Annotated in this window: 23 protein-coding genes; 16 read left to right on the forward strand and 7 right to left on the reverse strand. The window is 59.1% G+C overall.

Annotation, left to right across the window (positions count from 1 at the left end):
• The first annotated feature begins 22 nt into the window (after nt 1-22).
• The 7 genes from soxB (at nt 23) to hemA (ending at nt 8,041) form a co-directional block, all read left to right on the forward strand.
• Entirely contained in the window at nt 23-1,720 is a 1,698-nt protein-coding gene (gene soxB, locus PM04_RS14515) for a thiosulfohydrolase SoxB (RefSeq protein ID WP_038008174.1), read from the forward strand.
• 21 nt (nt 1,721-1,741) lie between these two features.
• Nucleotides 1,742-3,004 carry a sulfite dehydrogenase gene (soxC, locus tag PM04_RS14520; RefSeq protein WP_038008175.1) on the forward strand — a complete coding sequence of 421 codons (1,263 nt, stop codon included), beginning with the start codon at nt 1,742-1,744 and terminating at the stop codon, nt 3,002-3,004.
• Nucleotides 2,988-4,304: a c-type cytochrome gene (locus PM04_RS14525; protein WP_081946136.1), complete on the forward strand. Its 1,317-nt coding sequence runs from the start codon at nt 2,988-2,990 to the stop codon at nt 4,302-4,304. Before soxC ends, PM04_RS14525 begins: the two co-directional genes overlap by 17 nt.
• A 3-nt stretch (nt 4,305-4,307) precedes the next feature.
• The gene (locus PM04_RS14530) at nt 4,308-5,015 is read left to right on the forward strand and encodes a c-type cytochrome (RefSeq protein ID WP_038008176.1); all 708 of its coding nucleotides are present in this window, start codon (nt 4,308-4,310) and stop codon (nt 5,013-5,015) included.
• Nucleotides 5,016-5,033: 18 nt separating this feature from the next.
• On the forward strand, nt 5,034-6,293 hold the full coding sequence (locus PM04_RS14535; RefSeq protein ID WP_038008177.1) for an NAD(P)/FAD-dependent oxidoreductase: 1,260 nt from the start codon (nt 5,034-5,036) through the stop codon (nt 6,291-6,293).
• 96 nt (nt 6,294-6,389) lie between these two features.
• Nucleotides 6,390-6,824, forward strand: coding sequence for a DUF302 domain-containing protein (locus PM04_RS14540; protein WP_038008178.1), 435 nt, complete (start codon nt 6,390-6,392; stop codon nt 6,822-6,824).
• Nucleotides 6,824-8,041, forward strand: a complete 1,218-nt coding sequence (gene hemA, locus PM04_RS14545; protein ID WP_038008179.1) for a 5-aminolevulinate synthase — start codon at nt 6,824-6,826, stop codon at nt 8,039-8,041. The genes PM04_RS14540 and hemA overlap by 1 nt, the downstream gene beginning before the upstream one ends.
• Nucleotides 8,042-8,046: 5 nt before the next feature.
• On the opposite strand, the gene PM04_RS14550 is transcribed toward hemA, so the two are convergent.
• From PM04_RS14550 to PM04_RS14560, 3 genes are all read right to left on the reverse strand, one after another.
• Entirely contained in the window at nt 8,047-9,105 is a 1,059-nt protein-coding gene (locus tag PM04_RS14550) for a YeeE/YedE family protein (protein WP_038008180.1), read from the reverse strand.
• Between the two features lie 91 nt (nt 9,106-9,196).
• Complete coding sequence (locus tag PM04_RS14555; protein WP_038008181.1) at nt 9,197-10,144, reverse strand: MBL fold metallo-hydrolase; 948 nt, start codon at nt 10,142-10,144, stop codon at nt 9,197-9,199.
• The gene (locus PM04_RS14560) at nt 10,141-11,049 is read right to left on the reverse strand and encodes an MBL fold metallo-hydrolase (RefSeq protein ID WP_038008184.1); all 909 of its coding nucleotides are present in this window, start codon (nt 11,047-11,049) and stop codon (nt 10,141-10,143) included. Before PM04_RS14560 ends, PM04_RS14555 begins: the two co-directional genes overlap by 4 nt.
• 188 nt (nt 11,050-11,237) lie before the next feature.
• Here PM04_RS14560 and PM04_RS14565 point away from each other — a divergent pair, with 188 nt between their 5' ends.
• The 9 genes from PM04_RS14565 (at nt 11,238) to PM04_RS14605 (ending at nt 18,743) form a co-directional block, all read left to right on the forward strand.
• Complete coding sequence (locus tag PM04_RS14565) at nt 11,238-11,951, forward strand: cytochrome c biogenesis CcdA family protein (protein ID WP_038008185.1); 714 nt, start codon at nt 11,238-11,240, stop codon at nt 11,949-11,951.
• 15 nt (nt 11,952-11,966) lie between these two features.
• Nucleotides 11,967-12,380, forward strand: a complete 414-nt coding sequence (locus tag PM04_RS14570) for a thioredoxin family protein (RefSeq protein ID WP_038008186.1) — start codon at nt 11,967-11,969, stop codon at nt 12,378-12,380.
• 15 nt (nt 12,381-12,395) lie between these two features.
• Nucleotides 12,396-13,076 (forward strand): Crp/Fnr family transcriptional regulator, encoded by a 681-nt coding sequence (locus tag PM04_RS14575; protein ID WP_038008187.1) that lies wholly within the window; start codon nt 12,396-12,398, stop codon nt 13,074-13,076.
• A gap of 101 nt (nt 13,077-13,177) precedes the next feature.
• Nucleotides 13,178-13,387 carry a DUF2892 domain-containing protein gene (locus PM04_RS14580; protein WP_038008188.1) on the forward strand — a complete coding sequence of 70 codons (210 nt, stop codon included), beginning with the start codon at nt 13,178-13,180 and terminating at the stop codon, nt 13,385-13,387.
• Nucleotides 13,388-13,822: a YeeE/YedE family protein gene (locus tag PM04_RS14585; RefSeq protein ID WP_038008189.1), complete on the forward strand. Its 435-nt coding sequence runs from the start codon at nt 13,388-13,390 to the stop codon at nt 13,820-13,822.
• Nucleotides 13,823-13,825: 3 nt separating this feature from the next.
• Entirely contained in the window at nt 13,826-14,260 is a 435-nt protein-coding gene (locus PM04_RS14590; RefSeq protein WP_038008191.1) for a DUF6691 family protein, read from the forward strand.
• 21 nt (nt 14,261-14,281) lie between these two features.
• Nucleotides 14,282-15,166, forward strand: a complete 885-nt coding sequence (locus PM04_RS14595; RefSeq protein ID WP_038008194.1) for an MBL fold metallo-hydrolase — start codon at nt 14,282-14,284, stop codon at nt 15,164-15,166.
• Nucleotides 15,167-15,187: 21 nt separating this feature from the next.
• Nucleotides 15,188-16,867, forward strand: coding sequence for a bifunctional protein tyrosine phosphatase family protein/NAD(P)/FAD-dependent oxidoreductase (locus PM04_RS14600; RefSeq protein WP_038008196.1), 1,680 nt, complete (start codon nt 15,188-15,190; stop codon nt 16,865-16,867).
• A gap of 136 nt (nt 16,868-17,003) precedes the next feature.
• The gene (locus PM04_RS14605) at nt 17,004-18,743 is read left to right on the forward strand and encodes a SulP family inorganic anion transporter (RefSeq protein ID WP_038008197.1); all 1,740 of its coding nucleotides are present in this window, start codon (nt 17,004-17,006) and stop codon (nt 18,741-18,743) included.
• A 68-nt stretch (nt 18,744-18,811) separates the two neighbouring features.
• Here the strand turns inward: PM04_RS14605 and PM04_RS14610 are convergent, their stop codons facing one another.
• From PM04_RS14610 to PM04_RS14625, 4 genes are all read right to left on the reverse strand, one after another.
• Nucleotides 18,812-20,323, reverse strand: a complete 1,512-nt coding sequence (locus PM04_RS14610) for a tripartite tricarboxylate transporter permease (protein ID WP_038008198.1) — start codon at nt 20,321-20,323, stop codon at nt 18,812-18,814.
• Nucleotides 20,324-20,335: 12 nt separating this feature from the next.
• Nucleotides 20,336-20,842 carry a tripartite tricarboxylate transporter TctB family protein gene (locus PM04_RS14615; RefSeq protein ID WP_052068503.1) on the reverse strand — a complete coding sequence of 169 codons (507 nt, stop codon included), beginning with the start codon at nt 20,840-20,842 and terminating at the stop codon, nt 20,336-20,338.
• A gap of 69 nt (nt 20,843-20,911) precedes the next feature.
• A complete protein-coding gene (locus tag PM04_RS14620) occupies nt 20,912-21,868 on the reverse strand; it encodes a tripartite tricarboxylate transporter substrate binding protein (RefSeq protein ID WP_038008199.1) in 957 nt (318 codons plus the stop codon).
• 83 nt (nt 21,869-21,951) lie between these two features.
• The gene (locus PM04_RS14625; RefSeq protein WP_038008200.1) at nt 21,952-23,148 is read right to left on the reverse strand and encodes an alanine--glyoxylate aminotransferase family protein; all 1,197 of its coding nucleotides are present in this window, start codon (nt 23,146-23,148) and stop codon (nt 21,952-21,954) included.
• Nucleotides 23,149-23,154: the final 6 nt, after the last annotated feature.

A 23,154-nucleotide genomic window follows, 5' to 3' on the forward strand; every position in this document is an offset into this window, starting at 1 on the left:
TGTAATTTGGAGTGAGAGACACATGATTTCGCGGCGCGATTTTCTTCAGGTGGGTATGGCTGCCTCGGCTCTGGTCGGCGGTTCTGGTTTCGGGAACTGGGCACGACTGGCGGCACAGCAACGGCTGACGCAGGATCAGCTTTTGCAGTTCGACACCTTTGGCAATGTCTCTTTGATCCACATCACCGACATCCACGCCCAGCTCAAGCCGATCTATTTCCGTGAACCTTCGGTGAATATCGGCGTGGGCGGCAACAAGGGCGCTGTGCCCCATGTCACGGGTGCAGATTTCCGCAAGCTCTACGGTATCGAGGACGGCAGCCCGAGCCACTACGCGCTCAGCTCCGGCGATTTCTCGGCGCTGGCTCAGGGGTACGGCAAGGTTGGCGGAATGGACCGTGTGGCCACCGTGGTTAACGCAATCCGCGCGGACCGCCCCGATGCGATCCTGCTGGATGGCGGCGATACGTGGCACGGCTCTTACACGTGTCACAAGACCCAAGGTCAGGACATGGTCAACGTTATGAACGCGTTGCAGCCTGATGCGATGACCTTCCACTGGGAATTTACGCTCGGCAGCGACCGTGTGACAGAACTGGTTGAGGGGCTGCCCTTTGCGGCCCTCGGTCAGAACATTTTTGACGCTGAGTGGGACGAACCCACCGACCTGTTCCCGCCCTATAAGATGTTTGAGCGTGGCGGCACCAAGATCGCGGTCATCGGGCAGGCGTTCCCCTATATGCCCATCGCAAACCCGCGCTGGATGTTTCCCGAATTCTCATTCGGTATCCGCGATGAAAACATGGCCTCGATGGTTGAAGAGGTCCGTGCCGCAGGCGCTGAATGTGTTGTCGTCCTGAGCCATAACGGCTTTGACGTGGACAAAAAGATGGCCAGCGTCGTGCCGGGCATTGACGTGATCCTGTCGGGTCACACCCACGATGCGTTGCCAGAGGCCGTTACAGTCGGCGACACGATTATCGTGGCTTCCGGCTCGAATGGTAAATTCGTCAGCCGCGTGGATCTTGATATTCGTGATGGCCGTATGATGGGGTACCGCACGAAGCTGATCCCGATCTTCTCGGACGTGATTACACCCGACGCGGAAATGTCGTCCCTGATCGATGCGCAGCGCGCTCCTTACGCGGCTGAACTGTCCGAAGTGATCGGGCAGACCGACAGCCTGCTGTACCGCCGCGGTAACTTTAACGGCACGTGGGATGATCTGATCTGCGACGCACTGCTGTCAGAGCGTGAGGCCGAGATCGCGCTCAGCCCCGGCGTCCGTTGGGGGCCATCGTTGATCCCGGGTCAGGACATCACCCGTGAGGATATCTTTAACGTCACCTCCATGAGCTATGGTGAAGCCTACCGTTCCGAGATGACAGGTGAGTTCCTCAAGGTCGTGCTCGAGGATGTCGCGGACAACATCTTTAACCCCGATCCTTTCTACCAGCAGGGCGGCGACATGGTTCGCACTGGTGGCCTTGGTTACCGGATTGATGTGTCCAAGCCCCAAGGCGAGCGGATTTCAAACATGACCCTGCTCAGCACGGGTGAGCCGATTGACCCTGCGCGCGCCTATGTGGTCGCGGGTTGGGCCAGTGTGAACGAAGGCACCGAGGGCCCACAGATTTGGGACGTGGTGGAAAACCACATCCGTAAAATTGGCACCGTCACGGTGTCAGAAAACAACAGCGTCGACGTTGTCGGCGTATAAGTAGACCGGAGAATTTGATCCATGAGTGATTTGTTCAAACCCTCCCGCCGCGCCTTCCTTCGGGGGGGCGCCGCAGTGGCCGCTGGTTCGGTTGCGGGTGCCGCAAATGCCGCGGGCCCCGATCCGCTGATCACAGAGCTTCAGGATTGGGAATCCTACCTTGGTGCGGGCGTTGACGAAACGCCCTACGGCCTGCCCATCCGCTTTGAGCAGGATGTGGTGCGCCGCAATGTGGAATGGCTGACGGCTTCGCCGATTTCGTCGATCAACTTCACGCCGATCCATGCGCTAGAAGGCACGATCACCCCGCAGGGCTGTGCGTTCGAACGTCACCACTCTGGCGCGATTGAGCTGGCCAAGGATGACTTCCGCCTGATGATCAACGGGCTCGTGGATAAGCCGCTGGTGTTTTCCTATGAAGACATCGAACGCTTCCCTCGCGAAAACCACGTGTATTTCTGCGAATGTGCCGCCAACACCGGCATGGAATGGGCGGGCGCACAGCTGAACGGTGTGCAGTTCACCCACGGTATGATCCACAACATGGAATACACCGGTGTTCCGCTCCGGACCCTGCTGGCTGAGGCAGGCGCGGACATGTCGCTCGACAAATGGGTCTATGTGGAGGGCGCGGATGCGTCGTCCAATGGTCGCTCCATCCCGATGGAAAAAGCGCTGGATGACGTTCTGGTCGCATTCAAGGCCAACGGTGAGGCCCTGCGGATGGAGCACGGCTATCCCGTGCGCCTCGTCGTGCCGGGTTGGGAAGGCAATATGTGGGTCAAATGGATCCGCCGGATTGAGGTCGTGGATCGCGCAGTCGAAAGCCGCGAAGAAACCTCCAAGTACACCGACGTCTATGAGGACGGCACAGCACGCAAATGGACATGGGTGATGGACGCGAAATCCGTTATCACCTCGCCCAGCCCGCAAATGCCGATCAAACATGGCGCAGGACCTTTGGTTATCTCGGGGCTTGCGTGGTCCGGCCACGGCCAGATCACCCGTGTGGATGTGTCTCGCAATGGCGGCATCACGTGGGAAACCGCGCGTTTGGGCAAACAGGGCGACACCAAGGCGCTGACCCGTTTCTACCTCGATGTCGACTGGGACGGTGCGCCGATGCTGTTGCAGGCGCGTGCCATGGATGAAACCGGCTACGTGCAACCGACCAAAGATCAGCTGCGTGAGCAGCGTGGCGAGAACGCCGTCTATCACAACAACTGTATCCAGACCTGGTACGTGAACGCAGAAGGGGTCGCCGAGAATGTCGAAGTCTCTTAGTCAAATTTTCTTGCCTGCAGCGGGGGGCACCGCGCTTGCGGCGGCACTTGCGATTACGATTGCGAACCGCGACTACGGCAATGACAAGATCTCCTCGCTGGAGGGGCGCGTTGCACAGGTTGAGGCCAACGCCTCTGCGGCAACGCAAAAAGCCCGGGCCGAGGCGCAACGCGCCGCCGAACTCCAGGCTGAGTTTGAGGCCGTTCAGGCGGCCGCTGCGGCCACGGCTGCAATGGGCGTTGATCTGACCGCTCCGGCCCCTGTGGCCGACGGCGGGTACGGTTTGGGCCGCGCGGCGCACCCCGAAGAAATTGCAGCGTGGGATGTTGATGTCCTGCCCGATGGTCGCGGTTTGCCCGAAGGGCGTGGTGACGCGTATTGGGGTGAAGAAGTGTTTGCCGAAAAATGCGCATCCTGTCACGGGGATTTCGCAGAAGGTGCCGACAACTGGCCTGTTCTTGCAGGTGGTTTTGACACGCTAGACGATGATGATCCGGTAAAGACCGTGGGTTCTTATTGGCCACATCTGTCGACCGCGTGGGATTATATCCACCGCTCCATGCCGTTCGGCGAAGCAGGCACGCTCACGGCCGATGAGACCTATGCGATTGTCGCCTACATTCTCTATTCGAATGATCTGGTGGATGATGATTTTGAACTGTCGCACGAAAACTTTGCTGAGTTTGAGATGCACAACAAAGACGGTTTCGTGGTCGATGACCGGGCTGAGCTGGAGTATAGCCAGTGGCGGACAGAACCCTGCATGGACAACTGCAAGCCTAAGGCCGAAGTGACTATGCGCTCTGTATTCTTGGTCGATACCCCGGCCGAAGGTGGTACGGAATCGATGATGAACCCAGCCACGATCGAAGGCTTGCCCTCGTTCTCGGCCAGTGGTGCTGCGTTTATCCCGCAAGCCGCCGCAAAGCCGGTTGAGGTTGCCGCCGCAGAACCAGCCGCCGCACCCGCGGATGCAGGGGCTGAGTTGGTCGCCGCAGGCGCGCGCGTTTATCGCAAATGTAAGTCCTGCCACCAAATCGGCGATGGTGCCAAAAACCGCACCGGCCCGCATTTGAACGGCCTGTTTGGGCGTGAGATGGGATCGGTCGATGGCTTTGGCTATTCGCGCGTGTTCCAGTCGGCTCAGGAAGAGGGTCGCGTTTGGGATGAGGCCGAATTGGCTGCATTCCTTGCCCAACCCAAGGCCTACATGAACGGCACCAAGATGGCGTTCTCGGGCTTGAAAAAGGCCGAAGATCTGGATGCGGTCATCGCCTACATCAAGTCCTACGAGAACTGATTGATGGTTCGGGGTTTCCTTTTCTCCCTGTCGGTCGCTGCGGTGATGTCACCCATCACTGTGGCGGCCGACCCCATTGGGGATGCCGCCGCCGGTGAGAAAATCTACAATCAGTGCAAGCGCTGCCATCAGGTGGGGCAGGGGGCCGAGCATCGCATCGGCCCGCACTTGAACGGTATCTTCGGACGCCCCGCGGCAGGGTACGAGGATTTCCGCTATTCCAAGGCCCTGACCCGTGCCGGGACCAGCGGGCTTGAGTGGCATGCCGATACGCTTGATGTGTTCCTTGAGAACCCACGGGCCTTGGCCAGCGGCACACGGATGAGCTTTCGTGGCCTCAAGGACCCACAAGACCGCGCGAACGTGATCGCGTTCTTACGTGTTTATTCTGACGATCCGGCCAACATTCCCGAGGCCGATCCCACCGCCACAGTGCCTGACCATGACCTCGATCCCGCGATCCTCGCGTTGGTGGGGGATGCGGAATATGGTGAATACCTGAGCGGTGAATGTACCACGTGCCATCAGGCAACGGGTGGGGATGACGGGATCCCCTCAATCGTGTTGTGGCGGGAGGAGGACTTTGTGCTCGCCATGCACGCCTACAAGAACAAGCAGCGCGCTCATCCTGTCATGCAAATGGTGGCCGGGCGTCTTGGTGATGAGGAGATCGCCGCACTGGCTGCTTACTTCGCAAATATCGAAGAATAGACAGGGAAGGGAGACACCATGTCGATCAACAGAAGAACTTTCATCACGACCTCCGCGGTCGCAGCCGCGACGCTTGCGGCCCCAATGGTGCGGGCTGCCGGCACGCCGAACGTCGTTGTTGTGGGCGGCGGCGCGGGCGGTGCAACCGCTGCGCGCTACATCGCAAAAGACAGCAAAGGCGCCATTAACGTCACGTTGATTGAGCCGACGCGCCGGTACTACACGTGCTTCTTCTCGAACCTCTATCTGGGCGGGTTCAAGGAGATGGAAGAGCTGGGTCATGGCTATGGTGGCATGGCCGCTGGTGGCGTGAATGTGGTGCACGACTGGGCTGTCGGTGTGGACCGTGACGCCAAGACGGTATCGCTCGCGGGTGGCGGTTCGCTACCCTACGACAAGCTGATCCTCTCGCCAGGTATCGATTTTGTGGACGGCGCTGTCGAAGGTTGGGACCTGAGCGCGCAAAACGCGATGCCGCACGCCTATAAGGCCGGTTCGCAGTCTGAACTGCTGCGCGCGCAACTCGAAAGCATGCCACAAGGCGGAACTTTCGCAATGGTCGCCCCGCCGAACCCCTTCCGCTGCCCCCCTGGGCCGTATGAGCGGGTGTCGATGGTCGCGCACTTCCTCAAGCAGAACAATCCAACAGCCAAAATCATCGTGGCGGACCCCAAAGCCAAGTTCTCAAAAATGGCGCTGTTCCAAGAGGGCTGGGCCAACCACTACTCGGGTATGGTCGATTGGATCGGCGATGACTTCGGTGGCGGCAATGTCTCGGTCGATCCCGGCGCGATGACGCTGACCATCGACGGCGAAGTGACCAATGTGGATGTCTGTAATGTGATCCCAGCCATGAAGGCAGGCCGCATTGCGGATATGGCAGGCGTGACCGAAGGCAACTGGGCCCCGGTCAATGCAGCGGACATGTCCACCAAGGCGGACGCGGACATCTACGTGTTGGGCGATGCGTCCAGTCAAGGTGACATGCCCAAATCGGGCTTCTCCGCGAACTCTCAGGCGAAGGTCTGTGCGAATGCCGTCCGCGGCGCGCTGACCGGCAGCCGTGTGTTCCCTGCCAAGTTCTCAAACACCTGCTGGTCGCTGATCGCGACGGGCGATGGTGTGAAAGTGGGCGCCACATATGAGGCCACGCCAGAGAAAATCGCCAAGGTCGATGGGTTCATCTCACAGACCGGCGAAAGCGCGGATGTGCGTCAGGCGACCTACCTCGAGTCTGAGGGTTGGTACACCGGCATCACCACCGACATGATGGGCTAGTCCCAATTTAAAACAAATGCGTCCCGGAATTGATTTCGCGCAAAGTCCGGGGCGCATAGACTTGTAAGACTTTGGCAACCGGAAGGAGATAGACTGATGAAACATTCAATTCTGGCTGCCACATTCGGCGCCATGCTCTGCACCCCTGCTGTCGCGGATGAAGCATTTACCTATGCATTCGATGGCAGTTTTGATGACGCCACGTTTGCAGTGGAAAGTGCGATTGTCGGCCAAGGGCTGGTGATCGATTACGTGAGCCATGTGGGCGAAATGCTGAACCGCACCGGCGCGGACGTGGGCAGCGATACAATGATTTTCTCCCAAGCGGACATCTTTTTGTTCTGCTCGGCAGTTGTCTCGCGCCAAGTGATGGAGGCCGACCCGATGAACATCACCTATTGTCCCTACGGGATATTCGTCATGGAAACGGACGATGGTGTCACCGTCGGTCATAAGGATTATCCAGAAGGCTCGATGCAGGCCGTCGAAGACCTGATGCAACAAATCGTGGCGGAGGCCGTGGGCAACTGATGAAATACCAAGACTACTTCCGCAGCCGTCTCGATACTTTGCGTGACGAGGGCAATTACCGAGAATTTGCGGAATTAGAGCGTCATCGCGGCGCTTACCCCCGGGCGAAATGCCACTCGGGCGAGGGTGACGTGACGATTTGGTGTTCAAACGACTACCTCGGCATGGGGCAGCATCCCGATGTGCTAGCCGCCATGCACGAGGCGCTGGATCGCACCGGCGCAGGTGCTGGCGGGACGCGCAATATTTCGGGCACAACCCATGATCACGTCCTACTAGAAGCCGAGTTGGCAGATTTGCATGGCAAAGAGGCGGCGCTCCTGTTCACCAGTGGCTATGTGTCCAACTGGGCCGCGTTGGGCACGTTGGCCTCCGAAATCCCGGACTGTGTCGTTCTGTCGGATGCGTTGAACCATGCCTCTATGATCGAAGGTATCCGCCATTCACGCGCGCAAAAGGTCATCTGGAAACATAACGACCTAGAGGACCTTGAGGCGAAATTGGCGGCCCTTCCGCTCGAACAGCCCAAATTGATCGCGTTTGAGAGCGTGTATTCAATGGATGGCGACGTCGCCCCGATAGAGGCGATTTGTGATCTCGCGGATCGGTACGGTGCCATGACCTACCTCGATGAGGTCCATGCCGTAGGCCTATATGGTCCGCGCGGCGGAGGTTTGGCAGAGCAGCTGGGCCTGATGGACCGGTTGACGGTGATTGAGGGCACTTTGGGCAAGGCGTTTGGCGTTGTCGGCGGCTACATCGCTGCCTCGGCTGAGCTGTGTGATTTTGTGCGCTCCTTTGCGAGTGGGTTTATCTTTACGACCGCGTTGCCGCCTGCGGTGGCTGCGGGTGCTGCGGCGTCGGTCCGGCACCTTAAGGCCAGCTGCAAGGAGCGTACCGCGCACCAAGCGCGTGTGGCCGAAGTAAGGGCGCAGTTGGATGCCATCGGCCTGCCTCACATCGAAAATCCCAGCCACATCATCCCGGTGATGGTCGGGGATCCGGTGAAGTGTAAGTTCATCTCTGATACGCTGTTGCGGGATCATGGGATCTACATTCAGCCGATCAACTACCCAACGGTTCCCAAGGGCACCGAACGGCTGCGGATCACGCCATCACCGGTTCATACCGCGCAGGATGTCGCGAAATTGGTCACAGCACTTGAGACGCTTTGGACCCAGTGCCAACTGGCGCGGCAGCCGATCGCGGCACAGTAGTTGGACTAGACCAGCTTAGGGTCACCCATTGCGCCTAGCAGCACATGGGTGGTCATCGCGCCGATCCACATACAAAACACGGCGACCCAAGCTGTCATGGCAAAGATCGCGCCCCCGGACATTCCAGCACCAACGGCGCAGCCCCCGGCCAACATGCTGCCAAATCCCATCAGAATGCCGCCAAACAGATAGCGTTCCATGGGCACGTTCGGCTCAAACCGCTGGATGCGGGCCTCGCCCATAAAAATAGCCGCGACCATCGCACCGAAAAATACCCCCGGCACGAGGCCCACGCCAAAGCTGGCCGGCATGCTGGGCGCTGTGACAAGGGTCATCAGTGTGTCGGTGGACGGGCCGGTAAAGGTTACGGATTGCACTGCAACCAATTCAAAGGATGCGTTGGCAATGGCGTAGCTGCCTTGCCAGCCTGCATATACCGCAATGCCGACAATCATAGCGCCCACAAGGTCCGCCTTTGGTGCACCACGGCGCGGCCCAAAGACCAACACGGCCACAAGGCACGTGGCGCATAGTGTAATGGCTACAGGCAAAAGTGGGCTATCTGGTGCAAAAAGCGCGCGGGCCGCACCGCCGTTGACGACCCAAAGCCCGGCGATTTGTTCGCGCAGGGGTGAAAGAAATCCACTCAGGGAAGCTTGGGCCGTTAACGTCAGCACCAGCCCCGTGATGATGGCCCGCAGGTTGCCGGAGGCCGACAACACCAACAAACGGCTGGCGCAGCCCCGCGCGAGGATCATCCCAACCCCAAACATCAGCCCGCCGATAATTGCGCCTGACATGGAGCCTACGCTGGCCAGTTGGCGCGCGTTTGAGACATCTAGCGCGCCGATCCAAACAGCACTTTGGACGCTGACGACCGCAGTGGTAAAGGCCGCAAGCCAGATCATCAGTTTTGCTCCGAAGCGCCCCTCGGCCAATTCCGCAGTGGCCGCCCGCAGGCAAAATCGGGACCGATAGGCCGCCAGTCCAAAGACGGCCCCGACCACAAGGCCAAGCACCAACATCAAAGTCGGCTCTCCGAAGGTGTCGATTAAGGTTTCCATGCGGTGCCTTTTTGATCCTTCCGATGGCCTATCGCCTCTGTGAGCGCAGATCGTTGACCTAGGTCAAACGCGGTTCAGGCGGGGGTGGGGTCTATTCGAACTCCATCTGCTCATACACAAAGCCTGCGTTTTTCGTGGCCAGTTCCTCGAATGTGTCGAGGTTGCGATAAGCGCTTTGATCCACGTAGTAGGCACCGGCCAAATCGCCGCCGTCCTCTAGGTGTGCGCCCACGACCGCGCGCAGGTGCACAAGGTAGTCACGGGTGTAGCGGCGGACTTGGTCCATGTTGGTGGGGTGGCCGTGGCCGGGGATCACGTAAGTCGCGCCTAAGGGCTCAAAATAGGTGTCCCACGTTTCGATCCAATCGTAGACAATCGTGTCCTCAAATATCGGTAGCATCCGTTCATGGAACGCCATATCCCCCGCGATTACGAGGCTTTGGTTCGGCAACCAAACCTGTGTATCACCGGGGCTGTGTGCGGGGCCAAGGTGCAGGACTTCGATGCGAAAATCGCCCATCTCAACGATGTATTCGTCTTCGAACGTGAGGGTCGGAGGGGCGACAAATGTGCCCTCGGCCTTGTCACGGTTGTACCGCTTCATACCCTCTAGAATGCGGTGACCGTTTTCCGCAATTTCATGGGCGGCATCGACGTGGGCAAGGATCGGAACGCCCTGTTCAGCCCAATATGAATTGCCCAACATCGCGTGACCTTGAGCGTTCTCATCAATGACCAATTTGACCGGTTGGTCGGTGATGACCTTGATTTCCTCATGCAGGGCCTTGGCCAAAACATAAGCCGCACCACCGTTCACGACGACAACCCCGTCGCCGGTAACGACAAAGCTGAGGTTGTTGTTGTGGCCGCTGTTTTCATACGTCGGCGGCGCGGTTGCGCCGATGGCGGACCACACGTGTGGGATCACCTCAACTGGTTTGGAGTATAGGGCCGAGCCGGGGTATTGATCGGCGATGTCTTCGCTGGCCCAAACGGGGGATGCGAGGCAGAGGGCCGCGATCAGGATACGCAGGCTCATGCGGACACAAAGCGGTAGGCGCTTCCGTCTTTTTCGGCACGGCCCATACCGCCGTCTGGCAGGTGAAAGCCAACCAAAGCCATCTGCTCCTGGCTCAGGCGGTCCAGCAGCATTTGGCGCGTGGCCGCAGCCGTGATGCCATCCTGATCAGAGCCGCTTTCCCAGCCCGGTTTGGCAAAAGCTACGTGGTGGTTGCCGATTGCGTCCCCCACAATCAGTGCAGCCTCGGTGCCCTGACGGACCTCAAAGGCCATGTGACCGGGGGTGTGGCCGGGTGTTGAGAGCGCCGCGATACCGGGCAAAACTTCGTCGCCGTCGTCAAACAGCATGACGGCGTCCTCAATCGCCTCCATCCGTCGCTTAGCACCGACGGCAAAGGCCGCACGCGCATCGCCGATGGTGTTCACGGTTTCCGGGTTCCACCAATAATCCCATTCCGCACGGCCCATCATATAGCTGGCCTCATAGAAAAGCGGCTCATCAAAGTCGTCCAGCAGGCCCCAGATGTGATCGGGGTGCGCGTGGGTGAACAACACATGCGTGATGTCTTCGGGGGCGAGGCCGATGGCATCAAGGCTGTCGACGATTGTGCCCGCAGTGGGCATAAAATCGGGGCCGGAGCCTACGTCAAATAGCACCGTGTTCGTCCCATCGCGATAAAGCGCGAGGTTACATTCCGGCGTCAGTCGTTCGCTGTCTTGGCCGTATTGTGCCAAGATCGGGGCCAATTCATCCTTGGGCATCGGGTCAAAGATAAAGCTGCCCGGCAGCATCAGGGAGCCATCACTGACCGTGGTCAATGTGGCAGACCCAAGTGCCATGTTCGCGGTGGCCAAGCGGGGCATCGCGCCCAGAACAGGCAGGGCGGCGGCGCCTTGCAAAAATGTGCGGCGTGAGAGTGTCACGATCTTCCTCCGATAAATTCTTGAATGTGAATATGAATGTATTTTAGGATCAAAGCAAGAAAATGCGGAACTCAGCGCGCCAACACGCAAATGTGACGAGCGGTTAAGTGACAGCGGGCCTGTTGGTGTGGGACCAGTAGGGCGACTGACGTCTTCGAACCCTAAACCCCAAGGAAACAAGCCCGGCCATGGAATTTGTGTTTGCCTATTTCGCGGGTCTTTTGACGCTGATTAACCCCTGCGTGCTGCCGGTTTTGCCAATTGTGTTGGTTAGTGCGTTGAATGCGCACCGCGCGGGGCCACTGGCGTTGGCCGCGGGGATGAGCGTTTCGTTTGTTGTATTCGGCGTGTTGGTTACGGCCTTTGGGGCAAGTGTCGGGCTGACCCAAGACCGACTGGCCCAAATAGGCGCGGTTATGATGATGGCCTTTGGTCTCATCCTTGTGGTGCCAATGTTCGCCCAACGGTTTGAGATGGCGACAGCAGGTGTCGCGGCTGGGGCGGATACGCGCATGAATACCCTGAATGCGGGGTCACTGCGTGGCCAGTTCGTGGGTGGTTTGTTGCTGGGTACGGTGTGGTCGCCGTGTATTGGGCCGACGCTTGGGGGTGCGATTGCGCTGGCGTCTCAGGGCGAAAGCCTTGGCTATGTCACCCTGATCATGACGGCCTTTGCCATGGGGGTTTCGACCCTCATTCTTGGGTTGGGTTTTGGCGCACAAGAGGCCATCCGCCCCCGTGCGCAGGCGCTGCGTGGATTGGCTGAGCGCTCCAAGCCGATAATCGGAGCCACGTTTCTCGCCATCGGGGCACTGTTGTTTTTTGAGATTCATCACCTGATCGAAGGGTGGCTTTTGAATGTGATGCCGATCTGGCTCCAAGATCTTTCTGTTTCCATTTAGTAAAAGGATACCGCTATGCACCGTCGGTTTTTTCTGGCTGCCAGCCTATCGCTGGCTTTGATCCCAATGAACGCGCAGGCCGCAAATTTTGTCGACTACACACCGGGTGTGATAGAGGCGGCCTTGGCCGAGGGCAAAACCGTTTTCGTGGATTATTCGGCCACTTGGTGCGGCACCTGCAAGCGGCAGGAACGGGTGATCAACGCCCTGCGCGCGGCCGATCCCAGCTATGACGCGGCAATGACGTTTGTGAAGGTGGATTGGGACACCTATAAGGCTGATGACGTGACCGTGTTTCGCGGTATTCCGCGGCGCTCAACGCTGATTGTTCTGCGCGGTGAGGATGAATTGGGCCGTGTGGTCGCGGGCACGTCAGAGGCTCAGATCAAGGCGTTGATGGACGCCGGGCTATCTGCGCCACAAGGGTAAACGCAGGCAGTAAGGATGCGCGTAGTGGCCGAAAGTTGGATTGACCGGTTCCCCGGATTGATGAGCCTGCCGGCAGAGCTGCAAGCTGACTTGGTGGGCGGGTCCGAGGTGATTTCACTGCCCCGAGGCACCACTATTTTTCGCCCAGGTGAGGCGGCGGACCGCTTGCTCTTGCTACTAGAAGGCACGATCTGCGTCACGCAAAAATCCGAAACTGGCCGGGACGTCACGCTTTACCGAGTCAGCGAAGGGGACAGTTGCATTCTGACGACGGCCTGCGTGCTGGCCTTTGAGGAATACTCCGCCGAAGGCATAGCCGAGACTGACATGCGCGCCGTCGCAATCCCCCGCGCGACGTTTGATGATATGCTCGTGCGCTCCCCGATTTTTCGGGAATTTGTCTTTAAGGCCTATTCCAAGCGGATCACGGATTTGTTCGCCTTGGTGGATGATATCGTGTTCCAACGCATGGATGTGCGGCTTGCGGCGCGGCTGCTAGAGCTGGCTGATGATCGCGGTATCGTCCGGGCGACCCATCAGGCGCTGGGCACGGAATTGGGCACCGCGCGGGAGGTCATTTCCCGCACGCTTGCGGAATTCCAGCGGCGCGGCTGGGTGGAACAATCCCGCGGTGAGGTCAGGTTGGTTGCTATGGCCGATTTGCAGCGGATGGTGCGCAAGGCCCACGCACAATGAGCCTCCGACAATAATCCAACCCCACAGTGACAAATGTCACCGTCACAATTGGGCAGCCCGTGCCAATGTCATGATGATCTGATTCTGAAAAGGAGATCGACATGACGACGAATATGGGAAAATTGGACCGTGGCGCACGTGTCGCTGTCGCGTTGGTCCTGCTGTTCTTGGCCTTGGTGTCCGGTGCACTTGGCAGTGGCATTTTGTTCTACCTTGGCATCGGTGTGGCGGCTGTGTTCACGCTGACCGCGCTGGTGGGCAATTGCCCTCTCTATAGCATCATCGGCCTCAAAACCTGCCGGGATTGCTAAATGTTTGAAACAGAATTCACACCTTGGATGTCGCTTGGCGGCGGCATCTTGATTGGGCTTGCTGCCACGCTTTTGATGCTGGTGCAGGGGCGGATTTTCGGCGCCACGGGCGTTTTGGCGGGATTGGTTCAGCCGACTTCACGCTCGGATTTTATGTGGCGGGCCGTATTGCTGGCGGGCATGGTTTCGGGGCCTTTGGTGATCCTTGCGCTGACCGGTGCGATGCCGACAGTCACGGTGCCTGTGTCCAACACAATGTTGATCGTGGGCGGCTTGATCGTGGGCATTGGCGGTACGTTTGGGTCTGGCTGCACGTCGGGTCATGGCGTGTGCGGGATGGCCCGGCTATCGCCTCGGTCGCTTGCGGCGACGCTGACGTTCATGGCGACTACGGGTGTCACCGTCTACGTCGTGCGCCACGTGATCGGAGGATAAATCATGCGGTTCGTACTCACTTATTTCATCGGTCTCGTTTTCGGGATCGGTATCTCGATTTCTGGCATGGCCAATCCTGCCAAAGTTTTGAACTTCTTCGATGTGGCGGGCACTTGGGATCCGTCCTTGATGTTCGTTATGGGCGGCGCGCTGATCACAACGTTTATAGGGTATCGGCTGACCTTGGGCCGCAAGGCCCCATTATTCGCGGCGAAATTCTCACTGCCTACGGCACGACAGCTTGATGCAAAATTGCTGGGCGGCTCGGCTGTTTTTGGTGTGGGTTGGGGCATCGCAGGCTTCTGCCCAGGCGGCGCGCTTCCGGCGCTTGGAACAGGCCGAAGCGAGGTTTTGATCTTCGTTGCAGCTTTGATCGCGGGCATCGTTATCGCCAGACTTCTTCAATCCATTGCGACACGAAACGCGCAGGCCGCGTGATCGTACAAGGGAGGATACATTATGACCGACTACCCCGTTAACACGTCCCTGAAACCGGATGTGCAGGCTTTCTTCGACGAGGCCACAAACACGATCAGTTACATTGTAAAGGACCCAGCCTCGAACAGCTGTGCCATTGTCGATAGCGTCATGGACATCGACTACGCGGCGGGCCGGATCACCTTTGAGCATGCCGACGAATTGATCCGTCAGGTCAAAGCCCGCGGCCTGACCCTTGAGTGGATCATTGAAACCCATGTCCACGCCGACCATCTGAGTGCTGCGCCCTATATCCAAGAGCGTTTGGGTGGCAAAATCGGTGTCGGTTCCAAGATCACTGTGGTGCAAGACGTCTTTGGCAAGGTCTTTAACGAGGGGACTGAGTTCCAGCGTGACGGTAGCCAATTTGATGCTTTGTTTGAGGATGGTGACCGCTACCGCATTGGTGAGATGGAGTGTTTTGCGATGTACACGCCCGGCCACACACCCGCCTGTATGGTGCATGTGATGGGCGATGCGGCCTTTGTTGGCGACACGTTGTTTATGCCCGATGGCGGCTCTGCCCGGTGCGACTTTCCGGGCGGCTCCGCAGAGACATTGTACGACAGCATCATGAAGGTCCTCGCGCTGCCGGATGAGATGCGGTTGTTCATGTGCCACGATTACGGTCCTAATGGTCGCGATATCCAGTGGGAGACCACGGTAGCCGATGAAAAAGCCCATAATATCCATGTGGGTGGCGGCAAAACGAAGGAAGACTTCGTGAAATTTCGCACCGAGCGGGACGCGCAGCTCGGTATGCCGCGGCTGATTATCCCGTCGCTACAGGTCAACATGCGCGCAGGCGAAGTGCCCACCGACAAAGACGGCAATCCGATGCTCAAAGTGCCGGTCAACGGTCTCTAGGCGCAACGGGAGGACGTATTTATGGATATCAAAACACTCTCGCCTCAGGTCTCTGTTAGCCCCCAGATTACGGCAGCGGACGTGGCCAAGGTGACTGAGGCGGGCTTTCGCGCGATCATATGCAATCGGCCTGATGGCGAAGGCGCAGATCAGCCCAATTTCGATGAAATCGAGGCAGCGGCCAACGCGGCCGGGCTTCGGGTCGCGTATGTTCCTGTTACTGCGGGCATGGTGACGGACGACGATGTGGCGGCCTTTGCCTCTGCCTTGGCAGAGTTGCCGCGGCCCGTTTTGGCCTATTGTCGGACGGGCACACGGTCGGCCACGCTGTGGTCCTTTCATGAGGCGGACAAACGCCCGATGCCCGATATCTTGGCTGCGACCAAAGCCGCGGGCTATGACATGAATGGTGTGGCGCGCCGGATCGCCAACGGGGGTAAGACACCCACAGACACGGGCGATGCTCATTTTGAGGTGGTCATCGTCGGGGCCGGTGCTGCGGGCATTTCAGTGGCGGCGAGCCTCAAGGCTCGTGATCGGGATTTGAGCGTCGCTGTGATCGACCCTGCGGATGTGCACTATTATCAACCCGGTTGGACCATGGTGGGGGGCGGTATTTTTACGCCTGAGCAAACCGCGAAAACCATGGGCAGCCTCATCCCCAAGGGCGTGCATTGGATCAAATCGGCGGTTGCTGCATTTGAGCCTCAGGCAAACGCCGTCATCCTCGATGGGTGCCGCGTGGTGAAATACGACCGCCTTGTGGTGTGTCCCGGTTTGAAACTGGACTGGGCGGGTGTTGAGGGGCTCGAAGAAACGCTGGGGCGCAATGGCGTGACCTCAAACTACCGCTATGATCTGGCTCCGTACACGTGGGAATTGGTCCGCCAGATGACCTCTGGCCGGGCCATCTTTACCCAACCGGCGATGCCGATCAAATGCGCCGGCGCGCCGCAAAAGGCGATGTACCTGTCGGGTGATGCGTGGCACCGGCGCGGCGTGCTGGACGGCATCGATATCCAGTTTATGAACGCTGGTGGCGTGTTGTTTGGGGTCAAGGACTACGTTCCGGCCTTAGAAAAATACGTTGAAAAATACGATGCGACTTTGAATTTCTTTCATACGCTGCAGGCAGTGGATGGTGCGGCCAAGACGGCCACGTTTGATGTGGCAAAACCGAATGAGGACGCGACGTCTGTCACGGTTGAATTCGACATGATCCATGTGTGTCCGCCACAAACCGCGCCGGATTTTATCCGTGTGTCGCCCTTGGCCGATGCAGCTGGTTGGGTGGACGTGGATCAGGCCACGCTGCGCCACAAGGAATTTGAGAACATTTGGTCGCTGGGCGATGTGATGAACGCACCCAACGCCAAGACCGCCGCCGCCGCCCGAAAACAGGCCCCAACCGTCGCGGACAATATCATGGCTGACATCGCGGGGCACTCCGCGACCGCGCAATACGATGGTTATGGATCGTGCCCGCTGACGGTTGAGCGTGGCAAGATTGTGCTCGCGGAGTTTGGCTATGGGGGCGTTTTAAAGCCGAGCTTTCCGTCGTTTCTGCTCGATGGCACCAAGCCCAGCCGCGCGGCGTGGTTTCTGAAGGAAACGATGCTGCCGCCGATTTACTGGAAGGCGATGCTGCGCGGCAAAGAGTGGCTTGCCAAGCCAGAGAAAGTGAACGTCGCAGCGGAGTAGGCCCGCTACGGCGCCCATGGGGGGCATTGCGCGAACATGCATCCCGTGGGCTTTGCCCGGCGCCTCCCCGTCGGGTTTTCCGCGGTGGCAGCGATGTCCCCTCGTTGCCACCGCCTTGATTATAATGAGACAAACGATGCCCCACCTACGCCAGTACCTTCCGATCCTTGATTGGGGGCGAAGCTACAACCGCCATTCCCTATCCAATGACCTTATCGCGGCCGTCATCGTGACGATCATGTTGATCCCGCAGTCGTTGGCCTATGCGATGCTGGCGGGCTTGCCGCCTGAGGCCGGGATCTATGCCTCAATCGTACCGATTATGCTTTATGCCGTGTTTGGCACCAGCCGTTCGCTGGCGGTCGGGCCTGTGGCGGTGGTGTCGTTGTTGACAGCCTCAGCGATTGGCCAAGTGGCAGAACAGGGCACGGCGGGATACGCGGTTGCCGCTCTGACGTTGGCGGGCCTTTCGGGGGCGATTTTGTTGGCGATGGGTTTGCTGCGATTGGGCTTTCTCGCGAATTTTCTCAGCCATCCAGTGATATCAGGGTTCATCACGGCATCCGGTATCTTGATCGCTGCGAGCCAGCTGAAGCACATTTTGGGGATTGAGGCCCACGGTCACACTCTGCCGGAAATTTTGGGCGCGTTGGTTTCCCATCTGCCTGATATTCATCTGCCCACGGTTTTGATCGGCGTCAGTGCGACCGCGTTTTTATTCTGGGTCCGCAAACATCTGAAATCCACGCTCAAGCGGATGGGAACGCCGGGGGTGTTGGCCGATATTCTGACCAAGGCTGGTCCGGTCGGGGCGGTGGTCGCGACGACCTGCGCGGTCTGGGGCCTCGGGCTGTCGGATCAGGGTGTGCGGATCGTTGGCGCGGTGCCGCAAAGCCTGCCGCCGCTCACTCTGCCCAGCTTTGCCCCGGACCTTGTGGGGGCGTTGATCATGCCGGCTATTCTGATCTCGGTTATTGGTTTCGTGGAAAGCGTGTCGGTCGCACAGACCCTTGCGGCCAAGAAACGGCAACGGATCGACCCGGATCAAGAATTGATAGGCTTGGGCGCGGCCAACATCGGCGCGGCCTTTACCGGGGGCTATCCCGTGACGGGGGGCTTTGCGCGTTCGGTCGTGAACTTTGACGCAGGGGCTGAGACCCCGGCTGCGGGGGCATTCACCGCGATCGGCCTGACCATCGCCGCCGTCGCCCTAACGCCGTTGGTGTATTTCTTGCCCAACGCGACGCTCGCTGCCACGATTATCGTGGCGGTTCTAGGTCTGGTCGATCTGTCGATTTTGAAAAAGACGTGGGGGTATTCGAGGGCGGATTTCACGGCTGTGGCTGCCACGATTCTGTTAACGCTGGGCTTGGGAGTAGAGATTGGAGTGGCCGCCGGGGTCATCATGTCAGCTCTTTTGCATATCTATCAAACCTCGCGGCCCCATGTGGCCGAAGTCGGGCTGGTCCCCGGGACCCAGCATTTTCGCAACATCCACCGCCATAGCGTTATCACCGACCCCAGCCTTGTGACCCTGCGCGTGGATGAGAGCCTTTATTTCGTGAACGCTCGGTTTCTTGAGGATTTGATCCAAAAGCGCGTGACGGAAGGGCCATTGATCAAGAACGTCGTGCTGATGTGTTCTGCGGTGAATGATGTCGATTTCTCTGCCCTTGAGAGCCTTGAGGAAATTAACCAGCGTCTTGCGGATATGGGAGTTGGGCTGCACCTGTCGGAGGTAAAAGGCCCGGTGATGGACCGGCTTAAACGATCCCACTTGTTGGGTGCGTTGAATGGTCAGGTGTTCTTGGCGCAATATGATGCTTGGCAGGCTTTGACCGATCCGCATAGGCCGCTCAGCCGCGTGGCAGAATAGGTGCTAAGAAAAACGGCGCCCCTGTTAGAGGGCGCCGCTTTGAATGCTAGGTATTGGTAAGTTTCCGCTTACTCAGCTGCCTCGGGCGATGATCCGCCAGATGATCCGCGGCTACGTTTCCACTGCCCATACAATCCGTACACCAGCGAGGCTGCCGATAGCGTCAGCAGTGTCGCGGCGATCGGGCGCATCAGGAACTCGCTGTAGTCGAACTGCGTGATCATCAGGCCTTGGCGCAAGCTGGTCTCGGCGATGGGACCAAGCACAAGGCCAATGATAAAGGACGCCACGGGGTAGCTCATGACCCGCAGTAAGACCCCGATTAGGCCAAAGCTGAGCATCACAGCGATGTCGAACATGTTGGCATTCAGCCCGTAGACACCAGTGATACACATCACCACGATCGCGGGGCCGACATAGGCGTAGGGGATCGTAAGGATGAGGGCGAAATACCGCGCTGCACGGATGCCAAAGATTAACATTAGAATATTGGCCAGCATCATTGAGATGAACACCGTATAGACCAAAAGCGTGTTGTTTTCCATCAACAGTGGGCCGGGTACGATTCCGTGGATCGTCAGACCGCCGAGCATCACAGCCGTGGTCGCACTGCCGGGGATGCCCAAAGCCAGCAGCGGGATCATTGAGCCCCCTACGGCTGAGTTGTTGGCCGCTTCTGGTGCTGCGATCCCCTCGGGCACGCCTGTGCCGAACTTCTCAGGGCGCTTGGACCATCGCACGGCCTCAGAATAGCTGATGAAGGCCGCCGTGGTTGCGCCCACGCCGGGCAGGGCCCCGATGATGGAACCGATAACGGAGGAACGCGCCAGCGTGCCCTTCACCTCGCCCATTTCCTCACGGGTGGGCAACTTGGTCGAGACGTTGGTGATAACGTTGGTCGGAGTGCTGCCCTCGCTCACGCGGCTCAATACTTCTGCGAGTGCGAATGTGCCGATGATGACGGGAACAAAGCTGATCCCTGTCAACAGCATCAGGTTGTCAAAGGTATAGCGTTCAAACCCGGTGATCGGGTCGAGGCCCACGGTTGCAACGCCAAGCCCGATCAGGCCCGCGACAAGCCCCTTCAGGACCGAGCCGGAGCCGATAGACGCAATCGCCGAGATACCCAGAATGGCCAACGCAAAGTATTCCGCCGGGCCGAATGCCAAAGCCAGTTGAGCCATGGGTGGGGCGAGCAGCATCAACACCAATGTGCCAAAGATCCCGCCGATCGCGGAGGATGCCAATGCAATGCCCAGGGCTTTGCCACCCTGACCGTTGCGCGCCATCGGATAGCCGTCCAGCGCCGTGCAGGCGGCTTCGGGCGAGCCGGGCGTGTTGAACAAAATGGCTGAGATCGAGCCACCAAACGTAGCACCCACGTAGACGCCGCCCAAAAGCAGCAGGCTTTGTTCCGGCGAAAAGGCGTAGGTGAATGGGATCAAAAGTGCGACCCCGACAATGCCCGTCAGCCCCGGCACTGAGCCAAAGGCGATGCCCCACAGTACGCTGAATACGATGAAGGCGATGTTGACTGGGCTGCCGAAGATAAAGGCAAAGGCCTCGAGATAGGCTTCCATTGCGGCGGCTCCCTAGTAGAACATCAGGCTGAATTGATAAAACACACCGTCACCGCGCGGCACGGGCAGGCCCAGAACCTTGGTGAACAATGCCGTGAGCGCGATCGTGAATACCGGCGCAAAGATGATCTTGGTCATGATGCGCCCCCCGTGCAGCGAAAACGCCGCGACCCAGAGGAACGCCACTGTCGCCAGCAAAAAGCCGACGCGGTCGAACGTAAAGAAGTAGAGCAAGACCAAGCCACCCATCGCGGCCATCCGGCCGATGCGAGCCCAGTCCATGGTGATAGTTTCCCCAACCTGTGACAGCCGGCGTTCTTGCCACCATGCGTATGCGTTTTGCGCGGCAATAATGCCCGTCAGGACAGCAGCAACGCCGGTCACGATCTTGGGCCAGAAATCGGTATCAATCTGGGCATAGCGCGGAGAGCCGCGGAACCCGTCCGCCACGAACCAAAGGAAAATGCAGGCCACGCACAAGAGCATGGCAAACGCGAAATCAAGCGCGTGCTTGGACATGGTGTCCTCCGTCACTGAGCGGAAATGAGAAAAGCGCCGCCCGGATGGGGGCGGCGCCGAAAGGGTCGCTTAGTCGATGTAGCCGAGTTGCTTCATCACACTTGTGTAGGTCTCGATCTCGGTGTCGATGAACGCTTTGAAATCATCCAGACCGATCAACTCAGAGCGGTATTGAAGGGCGGACTGCGCTTCAAACGCTTTGTAGCTGTCGGCCTCAACCGCTTGTTCGATCACGCCGTACAGGTGTTTCGCTTGGTCCATGTCGTCGCCGCCTTGCATGGCAAACGCGCGCCAGCGGCCCAGCGTGACGTCGTAGCCCATCTCAACCGCTGTGGGCACGTCGGGCAGTTCGGGCAGGCGGGTTTCGGAGAAAAGGACCAGCGGACGCAGATCACCGGATTCCCACAGACCGCGCGCGGGGCCGAACTCTTCGAACATCGCGTCGACTTGGCCGCCAACGGTGTTGGACACCATCTCGGACGACGAGAACGGTACAGTGGTAAAGTTCACATCAGCCTCAAGGCCGAACAGGCTGACCGCGACCTCATCAAAACCGCCCGCGCCGGAAAGGGCCACGGATACAGAGCCGGGGTTAGCCTTGGCTGCGTCCAGCATGTCTTGGACTGTCTGGAAGGGGCTATCGGCCGGCACCCAGATCAGGGCTTGGTCGAATTGTACACGGGCCAGTGGCAGGAAGTCGGCCATGTCGATGCGGCCTTGCACGTGGCTGATGACCTGCGCAGGGCTGATCGCCATTAGTGTGTAGCCATCATCGGGGCGACGCTGCCACTGTGCGATGGCGGGAATGCCGCCGCCGCCCTTGATCGAAACCGGTACCATTTGCTGGCCTGTGATCTCGGCGAAGGGTTCTGCGACGGCGCGCACAAAGCGGTCGGTGCCGCCGCCGGGGCCGTAGTGGTGGATGACTTCAACGGAACGTGAGGGGTAATCGTCGCTTGCGACCGCAGGTGCGGCGAACGCGATGCCCGCAGCAAGCGCCGCAAGGGTGAGTGTGTTTTTGGTCATGGTAGTCCTCCCAGTTTTTCGTCTTTTTTGGTGGAGCAGGGCGCGCATGTGGCGCGCTGCTCCGTTTTCTGGATGATACGGTCTTATTCTGCCGCTTTGAGTGCCGAGGCGTCGACAGTGTCGAGCACCTCGATGGCAGCATCCAAACCGCCCTTTTGGTGTGGAACGCCGGCGCGGGTTAGCCCGCGCTCAACGCCCGTAAGTGTGGCCAACAGCATGGCATCGTTGAAATCGCCAAGGTGACCGATGCGGAACACTTTGTCAGCGACCTTGGACAGGCCATTGCCTAGCGAGATATCCGATTGCTCCAATACGGTTTTACGGAAGCCGTCCGCGCTGTGCCCTTCGGGCATCAAGACGGCCGTTAGCACCCCACTTTCTTGGCCCTGTTGGGCACACAGCACCTCTAGGCCCCAGCCCCGCACGGCGGCGCGGGTCGCGGCACCGTGGCGGGCATGGCGGGCAAAGACTGCGTCCAAACCCTCTTCGTGCAGCATCGCGATTGCCTCGTTGAGGCCGTAAAGCATGTTGGTGCCGGGGGTGTAGGGGAAGTAGCCGGTCGCGTTTGGCCCGACCATATCATTCCAATCCCAGTAGGAGCGGCGCATCCCACCAGTGCGGGCCACGGCCATAGCTTTGTCACTGACGGCGTTAAAACTGATACCGGGGGGCAGCATCAGACCCTTTTGCGAGCCGGACACGCAGACATCGACACCCCATTCGTCAAAGCGGAAATCAACCGAGGCCAGTCCCGAGATGCTGTCTACCATCAATAGGGCGGGGTGCTTGGCCGCGTCGATGGCCGCACGCACCTGCGCGATGGGCGAAACAGAGCCGGTTGAGGTCTCGTTGTGAACAACGCAGACGGCTTTGATTTCGTGGTTTGTATCGGCCCGCAGGCGCGTTTCAATAGCGTCGGGGTCTGCACCACCGCGCCAATCGCCTTCAATGAACTCGGCCTCAACACCCAGCTTGCTGGCCATTTTGTTCCACAGGGTAGCAAAGTGACCGGTCTCATACATCAAGACGCGGTCGCCTTCTTTGACCGTGTTGACCAAGGCCGCTTCCCACGCACCGGTACCGGACGCGGGATAGATAAAGACGTGGCCTGCTTCGGTCTTGAAGATGGTTTTCATCCCTTCAAGCGCGGTTTGGCCGACGGCTGCGAAGTCTGGTCCGCGGTGGTCAATCGTCTGCCGCGCGATGGCGTGCAGGATACGATCTGGCACGGCCGAAGGGCCTGGGATTTGCAAAAAATGACGTCCAGCCTTTCGGGCCATAAGCGT

This window comes from Thalassobacter sp. 16PALIMAR09, assembly GCF_000765485.1.
In the GTDB taxonomy this organism is placed as follows: domain Bacteria; phylum Pseudomonadota; class Alphaproteobacteria; order Rhodobacterales; family Rhodobacteraceae; genus Thalassobacter; species Thalassobacter stenotrophicus.

Coding starts and splice junctions, on each gene's coding strand:
- soxB (WP_038008174.1), top strand. CDS start 23: ATGATTTCGCGGCGCGATTTTCTTCAGGTGGGTATGGCTGCCTCGGCT.
- soxC (WP_038008175.1), top strand. CDS start 1,742: ATGAGTGATTTGTTCAAACCCTCCCGCCGCGCCTTCCTTCGGGGGGGC.
- PM04_RS14525 (WP_081946136.1), top strand. CDS start 2,988: ATGTCGAAGTCTCTTAGTCAAATTTTCTTGCCTGCAGCGGGGGGCACC.
- PM04_RS14530 (WP_038008176.1), top strand. CDS start 4,308: ATGGTTCGGGGTTTCCTTTTCTCCCTGTCGGTCGCTGCGGTGATGTCA.
- PM04_RS14535 (WP_038008177.1), top strand. CDS start 5,034: ATGTCGATCAACAGAAGAACTTTCATCACGACCTCCGCGGTCGCAGCC.
- PM04_RS14540 (WP_038008178.1), top strand. CDS start 6,390: ATGAAACATTCAATTCTGGCTGCCACATTCGGCGCCATGCTCTGCACC.
- hemA (WP_038008179.1), top strand. CDS start 6,824: ATGAAATACCAAGACTACTTCCGCAGCCGTCTCGATACTTTGCGTGAC.
- PM04_RS14550 (WP_038008180.1), bottom strand. CDS start 9,105: ATGGAAACCTTAATCGACACCTTCGGAGAGCCGACTTTGATGTTGGTG.
- PM04_RS14555 (WP_038008181.1), bottom strand. CDS start 10,144: ATGAGCCTGCGTATCCTGATCGCGGCCCTCTGCCTCGCATCCCCCGTT.
- PM04_RS14565 (WP_038008185.1), top strand. CDS start 11,238: ATGGAATTTGTGTTTGCCTATTTCGCGGGTCTTTTGACGCTGATTAAC.
- PM04_RS14570 (WP_038008186.1), top strand. CDS start 11,967: ATGCACCGTCGGTTTTTTCTGGCTGCCAGCCTATCGCTGGCTTTGATC.
- PM04_RS14575 (WP_038008187.1), top strand. CDS start 12,396: ATGCGCGTAGTGGCCGAAAGTTGGATTGACCGGTTCCCCGGATTGATG.
- PM04_RS14580 (WP_038008188.1), top strand. CDS start 13,178: ATGACGACGAATATGGGAAAATTGGACCGTGGCGCACGTGTCGCTGTC.
- PM04_RS14585 (WP_038008189.1), top strand. CDS start 13,388: ATGTTTGAAACAGAATTCACACCTTGGATGTCGCTTGGCGGCGGCATC.
- PM04_RS14590 (WP_038008191.1), top strand. CDS start 13,826: ATGCGGTTCGTACTCACTTATTTCATCGGTCTCGTTTTCGGGATCGGT.
- PM04_RS14595 (WP_038008194.1), top strand. CDS start 14,282: ATGACCGACTACCCCGTTAACACGTCCCTGAAACCGGATGTGCAGGCT.
- PM04_RS14600 (WP_038008196.1), top strand. CDS start 15,188: ATGGATATCAAAACACTCTCGCCTCAGGTCTCTGTTAGCCCCCAGATT.
- PM04_RS14605 (WP_038008197.1), top strand. CDS start 17,004: ATGCCCCACCTACGCCAGTACCTTCCGATCCTTGATTGGGGGCGAAGC.
- PM04_RS14610 (WP_038008198.1), bottom strand. CDS start 20,323: ATGGAAGCCTATCTCGAGGCCTTTGCCTTTATCTTCGGCAGCCCAGTC.
- PM04_RS14615 (WP_052068503.1), bottom strand. CDS start 20,842: ATGTCCAAGCACGCGCTTGATTTCGCGTTTGCCATGCTCTTGTGCGTG.
- PM04_RS14620 (WP_038008199.1), bottom strand. CDS start 21,868: ATGACCAAAAACACACTCACCCTTGCGGCGCTTGCTGCGGGCATCGCG.
- PM04_RS14625 (WP_038008200.1), bottom strand. CDS start 23,148: ATGGCCCGAAAGGCTGGACGTCATTTTTTGCAAATCCCAGGCCCTTCG.